The organism is Solibacillus cecembensis, assembly GCF_050272495.1.
In the GTDB taxonomy this organism is placed as follows: Bacteria; Bacillota; Bacilli; order Bacillales_A; family Planococcaceae; genus Solibacillus; species Solibacillus cecembensis.
This window is the reverse complement of sequence record NZ_JBNNMF010000048.1, coordinates 1-8,455: the sequence shown is the minus strand read 5'-3', so window position 1 is coordinate 8,455 and position 8,455 is coordinate 1. Positions and strand designations below refer to the sequence as shown.

Below are 8,455 nucleotides of genomic sequence, written 5' to 3'. Positions count from 1 at the left end.
GCAAAATTAAAAGGCATGAGCCCGATACACTATCGAACTCATACCCAATTAGCTGCCTGAAATAACCGTGTCTAACTTTAAGGGGTCACTTCAACTTTCAATTGGGAACGTTTATTAGGTTTGTTTTGTATACTTTATAAATCCTTATTGTACTAAAGCACTTGTTTAGTCCGCTATTTGATATACGTATTGTTTACAAGATCATCTTTAATGACCTCAGTAGGAATTATGAGCAGGGTTTGGTCATTGTCGTTACTGCCTAATTATCAATTTATGAATACAGTGTTGGTTGGTAGCCTTTTATACAAAAATTAAATATTTTAGTTTGAAACTTGTGTTTTCTTAAACATTGAAATCAGTGCCATACCAGCTAATGACACAATCCCTAAGAAGAATAATAAAAGACCAATTGGAAGCAAGAAGAAAGGTTCTTCTAACTTGCCATCTGCAGCTACATTACTTCCAATAATAGTATACGCAATAAAACAGATTACTCCTAAAAGAATTGGTGTGGATGCAATTACATATTTCATTTTCATAATAATCTTCCTCCATTAAAGTTAGTTTAATTATTTTTTTGATACTCCCAATCACCTAGACAGGAGTGGTATTGTAGTTCCCACTAATAAATACTAAGTAGTGTTTTACCGCCTCTCAAACTTTCTAATGTTAGAATAACCATTAAAACATCCTTAGTCAACACTTTTTTATCGTAAAACAATAAATAATTATTGCTTATCTATAAATACTCATGATTTAAACAAACGAAAAAAGCCAAGGCTCACACAGAATCAATCGATCTTTAAGCCTCGGGAAAATGCTATTCAGAGGCTTTTTTTATTGGGATTGTTTTTTTCTTACAGGAATTTCAGAGGGGATATAATGTATATTATTTTACCTTAAGGTGCAACAGTTAATTGTTGCACCTTTTATTTTTGTTTTATTAATACATTTATTTAAGCTATATAAAATAACGTTCCCAAATGAAACATTGGTGACTGAACGATAAAAGCTTCCCCAAACTTTGTTCCCAAAGCGTCGTTTGGTAACTTTCATTGAGATTCAATTTATATGTTATCGCCATTCAGAACAAGTGGATCGAACAGTCCTCTTTAAAATTATTTTTCGCAGCATCTCAGAGCGTTATTTTCTATAAAAAAAAGCGACAAACACCGTTTTAACAGTGTTTGTCGCTTTTTGAAATGTTACCAAGCTTTCATTTGGGAACGTTATTTTGTTTATTTATGTATACGTTATAAATTCTTGTTGAACTAAGCACCCGTTAATTTAATAAGAATTTATTGTTTATATTTACTTATTATTTGTTCTTATTCCACTTATATGGAATATCAGCCCATTTATATAGCAAAATAAACAAGAATGCTATAAAAAAGGTCATTATGTTCATCATCCAATTAATCTCTTTGTTACTAATAAACTGCAAAATGGTTAATGCCACAAAATATGTTAAGGGAAATCTGATACTTTGCTTAAACATATTATCACCGACTCCTTATAATCAACTTCAATGAACCTATTACTTTAATACGATTGAACTGATTATAAGTTCCATATATTTGTAAATCAACCATTCAAAATTGACGAAAATCCATCTATGCTTATTGAAGAAAACTCCGTTAGTTGATAAAAAACCCGCAAAGGACCCTTTGGTAACATTTCATTAAGAGTCTATTTATATGTTACCGCCATTCAAAACAAGTGGATCGAACAGTCTTCTTTAAAATTATTTTTCGCAGCGTCTCAGAGTGTTATTTTCTATAAAAAACAGCGACAAAAACCTATTTAACAGTGTTTGTCGCTGTTTGGGAACGTTTTTTTACATGGATTTGTATAAATTTTGTATTATCCCATGTTCTCAATTATCTTATAATCTTTTGTTTTCTCGAATTGAATTTCATTTTCTTCGCAAAATCCGATTAAATCTTTATAGACATCATTTGGTTTAAAATAACCAACACGAATCGAAAGCCCTTTTCGAACTTTAATGACAGCTAATTTTGAGTTCCAACCAATTCGTTTGAACGTAATTTTTGCAACATCCGTATGAATTATTTTCTTGTTATAAATCTTTAATCCAAAGAGTTTAATTGTATAACGAATTGTATGTTTGTTTATTACTACTTGATACGTTACAAAAGCATTGCAAACACAGAAGACAAATACCGTTAACGATACCCATTTTACAGATGGAATATGCCAACTCGATATACTTACACTTACAGCAAGACCTAGAAACGCTAATGATAGAATAAGTTGATATGACGTAGTTCTATCATATTTCATTTAATCACTCCCAAAATTTATGTAAAATACAAATAATCTATATATTTATTCTCTACCTAGCATTGATAAACCTTTTTACAGTTTCCAAAGCGTTCACAAGCAGTCAAAACGCCCCCTATTCAATTGAGTAGGGGGTATTGGTTCCCTAAGTATCATTTGGGAACGTTATTTATTTTCAACGTGTATAACAATACAATTGAAATGTTAATGATTGCATACAAAAAAACGAACTTCTTAAAAAGTCCGCTTGTGTAAGAAAATTATTTGACTTCAAGTTTTAAAACATCAATATACTGTTTGGCTTCTATTAATGAAAGCCCTAATGTTTCTCTCACTCTTTTTACCGCCTTGACATCATTGCCTTCTTTTAAGATTTGTCGTAATTCGTTATTTATTGGGCTTTCAGGTACATCAACTTGTTTGGATATCTGTTCCAACGTATATTCCAAACCTTTCACACGACTATTAAGTTTACTGACAGTAGAGAGTAAATAAAGACAAATAAATAATATCAAAACATTAACTATATAAAATTCCATGAAATTCCCTCCTTTAAGACTATTATTACATTTACGAATTAAATCACAAAATGTTCCATCTTTTTTATAGATAAAACATAAACCTTCCCAAAGCGGTGTTTGGTCACATTTTGAAATGTTTGTTACACTAAATCACATCGTTAGTTGAGCAAGTGTAAACAACCTAATCCCTAACTCCTCTCAAATATTTATAGAATCTTACTAAGCCGATAACGACTAAAACGATCATAGCAATGCCATAAAAAGTTGACTTAAAAGTGTAACTAAGCGAATCCATACTACTTACCATAGCAGAGCCTAAAACAAAGAATATTACCGCTAAAAACAATAATCTATTTCCCATACTATTTCTCCTTTCCAAATTCTTCTTTAACAAATCTGCTGCGTTAGTTGAAGTATAACCTTCCCAAACCCTCGTTGAAGTGACCCCTAAAAGTTAGACACGGTTAGTTCAGTAAAAGGTCTAATATTTTTTTTGTTTGTTTATCATTGATTTTGTAGCTTTCACGCACATCACTAACAAAAAGTGTTATGTTTAATCCAAAATTTTTATTGACAAATAAAACTTCTGTCTTACCGTCTTTATACTTCAGCTGAATTTTGTAATCGTGAGGATAAACAAGTTCATAATTAGCAGTAACACGATTTGACCGATTAAGGATTCCAGTGATGGTCTTTATTTTTTCCTTGTCGGTAGTGATTTTTCCTTTTTCAATTGGTTCATCATATTTTTGGATAGTCATGCTTTGGATTCCTGAAAATCCTAATGCACACACAATAATAGCTATAAACGAGTAGATAATAGTTTTTTTCATTAAATTCCCCATATCTTTCTCATTAGACGTTTATATTGGAAAAAATTCACAATTCCTAATTTAACTAAACGCCCCCGTTAGCTTAATAACGTTTAATTACATTAACTAAAGTAACAAAGCAAAAGGTAAGAACAACCAATAATCATCAATATTCGTAATACTTAGATACCAGAGTATTATTCCGATGATTGCAAATAGTGCATTTTGCCAACTTTTCTTCACCCAACCGAAAGAATGTGCTAAAGCTAATACCCATAAAACAAAAGGTATAACAAGCAAGTAGAGACCAATAGACCAACTCCCTAAAAAACTAACAATATACATAATTAATCCCGCCAACCAATAATTTCTCGCAACATTTTTAACTATTGCTACAATCATTAAGATTAATCCTATTAGAAATAAACCATAAAAAATAAATGACCACATAGATGCTTCACCTCACTTTTGATTTTAACAAAGGCATTATTCTTTCAATAACTACTTCTTTGACTTACTAATGAAAACCTTCTTATTCAACTAACCTGCTTCGTTAGTTCAAGAAGAAAAATGAGCCTTTTATGCAGCTCAATGATCTTCAAGTAAAGCCCCCGTTAGTTGAACAAGAAATGCTCCCTAAACGAGGTTTTGTTACCTAACTTTCATTTGGGAACGTTTTATTGTATGACTCTGTATGAAGTTAATTAAATTTGACTCTTATTACATTCAAAAGAATAGTTGTTTGTAAGTTCATTATTAATTTCTAAAGTTGGTTCACCTTTGTTTTGATAGCACTGTGATGTTAATATTTCAATTTCTTTATTATTAAAATAACTAGCAGAAGCCACTAGTAAAGAACCTGTAAATAAGATACCTGTAAATGCTAACGTAAAAGAAATAATAAATTTATTATTTTTCAAAATATGTACCTCCATTTTTTTGAAAGCTTTCCTCGTAGAGTCACCAAAGTCTTATTTGAGAACGTATTGATACGATTCAAAAAACACCTACTTCTTCTTCAATAAGTTAAAAATAAAGTATTAATTCTAAATTTCCTCATCTAACTTTTGCAATATTGAGTCTAATTTTTGGTTAATAATCTGTTTTTCTTTAGTTGAATCTTTTAATCGTTTAAAAGCAATAAAAATAATAGCAAAAACTAAAATAACAAAGAATAAATATATTAAAGTCGCTATAACATCCCCAATATTTACAATCACAAAAAACACCGCCTAAATTTATTTATCACTTCTTTATACTAATAAAGTAACCTTAGTTATAATGTTTGTTACACTAAAGCCCCTGTTAGCCTAAATATAGGTAATCATAAGCCCATAAGCTGCTATTCCTAAAACGCCTAACAAAATAAGTACAGCACTTTTTATAAAATCTGTCTTTCCCTTTTTCCAGTTTACGATACTTGTAGTAAGCCAACTAATAAACACCATAATTGCACCAATATGCTGAATCCATTCAATTGTTAGGATAATACCAGAAAATGCTAGCAACAAGCCTATGATTATTAATCCCACTCCAAAAAGTGCTAAAGGTTGTTTAAATTCATTTTTAAATTCCTGTCGTTCTTCCTTATCCATTTTAAAATATGCATTTGTAACAAGGATAATAGGTATAACCCATATTAAAATAACAAATAAAACTTGTATCACTTCATATGCCCCCAATCTATCATGTTCTGAAGTTTGGTCCGTTAATTGAAGTATAAAGTCCCCAAAGCCTCGTTTGGTCACATTTCTTAACTTAACGTTGTAAATCCCTATAATTCTGAAGATACTCCTTGTTGCACTAAACTGCTCCGTTAGTTTAAGTACATTACTTCACATTCTTAATTACAGTAATGTTAACATAAATATCCAATTTAAGGTTAACGATCTTTTTTTAAAATCGAAAAGTGCCTGGTCATTTTTAATTGTAGAAAATACATAATAATGTCCAAAAAAGAAATTTTGCCACCTTTTATAAATTATCTAATCCTTATATTGTAAATTGTGAGTATAATGGAGTAAGCATAATATTTTTGAAGATGCCCAGATAGGTGTCCCATCAAATAAATACGGATTTACAACGTTAAGGAAAGAAAAGTTACCAAACGACGCTTTGGGAAGGTTATAAAGGGTTATCAATGCTAGGTAGAGAATAAAAAATATAGGGATTATTTGTATATGAAATACAGTGCAACTTCACTTAATATTATTAATGGCTTTTTTAGGTCTTATTGAGAGGTGTTTTCATGAAAGTAAAAGATGATTTAGTTATCTACTATTCATATGATTTAAATTGGCATTTACCTGAGGGAATTCAAAATGACGCTAAGGAATTTCTTTCTCAAGTTTCAATGGAACAATTACCACTTATATTTCAAACTTATGCGAAAGAATGCTGGGAAAACGCAGTAGATGTTGTAGTATCAGTAGGTTATCCGAAAAATGAATTAGCGTTACCCAAATTATACGAATTATTTATGGATATAAATTGGCCAGGAGCATTAAAAGCTTTGGAGTATCTTAAGGGAATAGACCATTCTGTGAATGTTAAACATTTAAAAAATGCTTGCGCTAAAGCTGTTGAAGAAAATGATACAGAGTGGTTGTATTTTTTATATATTGTAAGTGAAGACCTTAACATTAATCAGAATGATTTTGAGAATGTCTCTTTGTATAATCAAATGAAAAAAGTATATGAGGAAGAATAAATATAGCAAGATATATTTTTTTAGCATCTAAGAAAGGTTTATAAAGTATACAAAATAAATCTAACAACGTTTCCAAATGACACTTTGGTGACTTTCTGAAAAATTCTTTCGAAAATAACTATGGTACCAAATATTACAATATCACCTTTGAAGCAAGCTTAGAAAGGATATGAATTTATGGGATGGAGGAAAATTTCAGCTTTAATTCTTGCGTTTTTAGTTATGTATTTATCAGTGTCTCAATTTTTGGTTAGAGAAGATTTAGTTTATAAGGCTTTCACTATAATTTATTTTCTTATTTCATTAGTTATGTTTATATCAATTTTAATGGACTATATAAAACAAAAAAAGGAAAAGTAATAATCTAATTTGAATATTCTATACATCTAAAATTGAATAAACGTTCCCAAATTAAAGCTTGGGGATACACCATTAAGCCTCGAATGTTGTTAAAACAACTTTTCTTGGCTTTTTGTTTAGCCATAGTGTATACGTCTTTTTATACAGATTGTGCAAACGGTTACTGTAGCAGTATTTTTACTTGTTTGATTTGTTTTTACTTTGCATAAAATCGTGTATATTTCTTAACATTGTAAATCCTCATAAATCTGACGCTCCCCCTATAAATAAAGTAAGATATTCAATTGCTTGTTAAACTCAAAAGCAAATTTTCAACATGCGTCTTAATTGCCCGATTAGCGTAACGGATGGTTATATCTTCACCAGCCGTAGCCACGATTACATCGCTAAAATGCTCGTCAATTTTAACCCATTTTACAACACGGATTTTATCTTTAGCCAGAAGACGTTTAGCGTTAAGATATTCATTTCGTACGCTTTTTAATAAGTTATCTATAATCGGTAAATAGATTGTTTTCATTTTCATTTGCTCGGATTGCTCCATTTTACTGTAATCCGTTTGAAGCGATTGTACTGCTAAATCTAGCACTAAATAATCGTGTACAAGTTGGCGTTGTTCTATATTTAACATTAGATCACCCATCCTTCTTTGTGGGCTACTGGGGCAATAGCTAATACATTATCGAAAATAAAAGTACGCTTCGCCTGTTTGGTAAAACAAAATGCCTGAAACTTATCTCCAATCATTTTTACGATTTTAATTCGTCGTTTTGTTATAGATCCATCTTTAGCTACATACATCATGTCTACCAATTGGTTTCGTTGCATCACTTTTATTAGTTTATTTTTCATGTTACCCCTCCAAATAATCGAACGTCTGTTTGATTACATTATACGTACATTTGTTCTGTTTTAAAAGTGGGAATATCAAGAAATTTGAAATAAGCCCTTACTTTTTATCAGATAACTAATACAGTTGTCTGCTTTTTATTATGTACTTCTCAAAACATTGCTAATAAAATGGAAAAGAAGGAGTGTGGTACATATGATAAAGACCTTAACAGGATTGGCGACTAAATCTATTCATACTAAGTCTGGGGTTCCCATTACTGAACCATGGAGTTCTTCAATGTATTTTAATGCACCAACGGAAAACCGTGTTCGTTTTTCAACAGATTATTTTAGAGAAGTTCGAGTGGAAGGAATTCAAAAGTTTATTAATAACCTCACGCTAGATGATCCCACTGTTGATCTATTCATTTCTTTAGAATACGATAATAAAAAGAATTACATCCCTCTTAACTTATCCAAGCGTATACGCTTAGTTAATTGGAAAGAATATAAACTTACAAGTGAAGAGGTTGATTTTTATGAAGGCTTTGGTAAGATTGCATTAATAAAAAATGTAGCAGTAAATGACATCATTTTATTTACAATAGATGTGCTTCTCAACAAAAATAGACGTGCCTCTAATGCTGGATTTTTTATTGTCACAAGTAAGTATTTAATTTATTTTGGAACAAGTGGGGACGTAATCAATATACTTTCTACAAATCCTATAAATATTAAAGACCTAAAAATGAATTATAAAGGTATTTTTGATACTTTTTATGATGAACCTTTAAGCTAACTTCAGTAATTAAATATGTAAACTGAACTGCTCCCTGTCAAGTAGACAGCGGGAATAATAAAAATTCTTTATGCGGCTTGAGCCCTGTATTCTAAGGGGCTCAAGCCGTTTAATCTTT

At 30.6% G+C, this 8,455-nt stretch carries 13 protein-coding genes; 2 read left to right on the top strand and 11 right to left on the bottom strand.

The annotated features are described in order from the left end of the window. Nucleotides 1-320 precede the first annotated feature (320 nt). From ACQKIH_RS22000 to ACQKIH_RS21960, 9 genes are all read right to left on the bottom strand, one after another. Entirely contained in the window at nucleotides 321-539 is a 219-nt protein-coding gene (locus tag ACQKIH_RS22000) for a DUF3955 domain-containing protein (protein WP_057990133.1), read from the bottom strand. A gap of 1,324 nt (nucleotides 540-1,863) precedes the next feature. After that, nucleotides 1,864-2,304 carry a hypothetical protein gene (locus ACQKIH_RS21995; protein ID WP_427768925.1) on the bottom strand — a complete coding sequence of 147 codons (441 nt, stop codon included), beginning with the start codon at nucleotides 2,302-2,304 and terminating at the stop codon, nucleotides 1,864-1,866. Nucleotides 2,305-2,564: 260 nt separating this feature from the next. Beyond that, nucleotides 2,565-2,843, bottom strand: coding sequence for a hypothetical protein (locus tag ACQKIH_RS21990; RefSeq protein ID WP_427768924.1), 279 nt, complete (start codon nucleotides 2,841-2,843; stop codon nucleotides 2,565-2,567). 163 nt (nucleotides 2,844-3,006) lie between these two features. Beyond that, the gene (locus tag ACQKIH_RS21985) at nucleotides 3,007-3,186 is read right to left on the bottom strand and encodes a hypothetical protein (protein WP_427768923.1); all 180 of its coding nucleotides are present in this window, start codon (nucleotides 3,184-3,186) and stop codon (nucleotides 3,007-3,009) included. Nucleotides 3,187-3,289: 103 nt separating this feature from the next. Continuing rightward, nucleotides 3,290-3,658, bottom strand: a complete 369-nt coding sequence (locus tag ACQKIH_RS21980; RefSeq protein WP_427768921.1) for a YhfM domain-containing protein — start codon at nucleotides 3,656-3,658, stop codon at nucleotides 3,290-3,292. A 105-nt stretch (nucleotides 3,659-3,763) separates the two neighbouring features. Then, entirely contained in the window at nucleotides 3,764-4,087 is a 324-nt protein-coding gene (locus ACQKIH_RS21975) for a hypothetical protein (protein ID WP_427768920.1), read from the bottom strand. 254 nt (nucleotides 4,088-4,341) lie between these two features. Beyond that, nucleotides 4,342-4,557 (bottom strand): hypothetical protein, encoded by a 216-nt coding sequence (locus ACQKIH_RS21970; protein WP_427768918.1) that lies wholly within the window; start codon nucleotides 4,555-4,557, stop codon nucleotides 4,342-4,344. Nucleotides 4,558-4,683: 126 nt separating this feature from the next. Then, entirely contained in the window at nucleotides 4,684-4,857 is a 174-nt protein-coding gene (locus tag ACQKIH_RS21965) for a hypothetical protein (RefSeq protein ID WP_427768916.1), read from the bottom strand. Between the two features lie 90 nt (nucleotides 4,858-4,947). Next, nucleotides 4,948-5,304, bottom strand: coding sequence for a Fe3+-siderophore ABC transporter permease (locus ACQKIH_RS21960; RefSeq protein ID WP_427768914.1), 357 nt, complete (start codon nucleotides 5,302-5,304; stop codon nucleotides 4,948-4,950). A gap of 581 nt (nucleotides 5,305-5,885) precedes the next feature. Between ACQKIH_RS21960 and ACQKIH_RS21955 the strand changes: the two genes are divergently transcribed. Next, entirely contained in the window at nucleotides 5,886-6,347 is a 462-nt protein-coding gene (locus ACQKIH_RS21955) for a hypothetical protein (RefSeq protein ID WP_427768912.1), read from the top strand. A 640-nt stretch (nucleotides 6,348-6,987) separates the two neighbouring features. Here ACQKIH_RS21955 and ACQKIH_RS21950 read toward each other — a convergent pair. Together ACQKIH_RS21950 and ACQKIH_RS21945 are read right to left on the bottom strand one after the other, a co-directional pair. Next, nucleotides 6,988-7,350: a YhjD family protein gene (locus tag ACQKIH_RS21950; RefSeq protein WP_427768909.1), complete on the bottom strand. Its 363-nt coding sequence runs from the start codon at nucleotides 7,348-7,350 to the stop codon at nucleotides 6,988-6,990. Next, complete coding sequence (locus tag ACQKIH_RS21945) at nucleotides 7,338-7,559, bottom strand: transcriptional regulator (RefSeq protein WP_427768907.1); 222 nt, start codon at nucleotides 7,557-7,559, stop codon at nucleotides 7,338-7,340. Before ACQKIH_RS21945 ends, ACQKIH_RS21950 begins: the two co-directional genes overlap by 13 nt. Nucleotides 7,560-7,752: 193 nt before the next feature. Here ACQKIH_RS21945 and ACQKIH_RS21940 point away from each other — a divergent pair, with 193 nt between their 5' ends. Then, the gene (locus ACQKIH_RS21940; RefSeq protein ID WP_427768905.1) at nucleotides 7,753-8,337 is read left to right on the top strand and encodes a hypothetical protein; all 585 of its coding nucleotides are present in this window, start codon (nucleotides 7,753-7,755) and stop codon (nucleotides 8,335-8,337) included. Nucleotides 8,338-8,455 lie beyond the last annotated feature (118 nt).

Excerpts from the sequence above, each read along its gene's own strand:
- ACQKIH_RS22000 (WP_057990133.1), bottom strand. The coding sequence starts at position 539 with ATGAAAATGAAATATGTAATTGCATCCACACCAATTCTTTTAGGAGTA.
- ACQKIH_RS21995 (WP_427768925.1), bottom strand. The coding sequence starts at position 2,304 with ATGAAATATGATAGAACTACGTCATATCAACTTATTCTATCATTAGCG.
- ACQKIH_RS21990 (WP_427768924.1), bottom strand. The coding sequence starts at position 2,843 with ATGGAATTTTATATAGTTAATGTTTTGATATTATTTATTTGTCTTTAT.
- ACQKIH_RS21985 (WP_427768923.1), bottom strand. The coding sequence starts at position 3,186 with ATGGGAAATAGATTATTGTTTTTAGCGGTAATATTCTTTGTTTTAGGC.
- ACQKIH_RS21980 (WP_427768921.1), bottom strand. The coding sequence starts at position 3,658 with ATGAAAAAAACTATTATCTACTCGTTTATAGCTATTATTGTGTGTGCA.
- ACQKIH_RS21975 (WP_427768920.1), bottom strand. The coding sequence starts at position 4,087 with ATGTGGTCATTTATTTTTTATGGTTTATTTCTAATAGGATTAATCTTA.
- ACQKIH_RS21955 (WP_427768912.1), top strand. The coding sequence starts at position 5,886 with ATGAAAGTAAAAGATGATTTAGTTATCTACTATTCATATGATTTAAAT.
- ACQKIH_RS21950 (WP_427768909.1), bottom strand. The coding sequence starts at position 7,350 with ATGGGTGATCTAATGTTAAATATAGAACAACGCCAACTTGTACACGAT.
- ACQKIH_RS21945 (WP_427768907.1), bottom strand. The coding sequence starts at position 7,559 with ATGAAAAATAAACTAATAAAAGTGATGCAACGAAACCAATTGGTAGAC.
- ACQKIH_RS21940 (WP_427768905.1), top strand. The coding sequence starts at position 7,753 with ATGATAAAGACCTTAACAGGATTGGCGACTAAATCTATTCATACTAAG.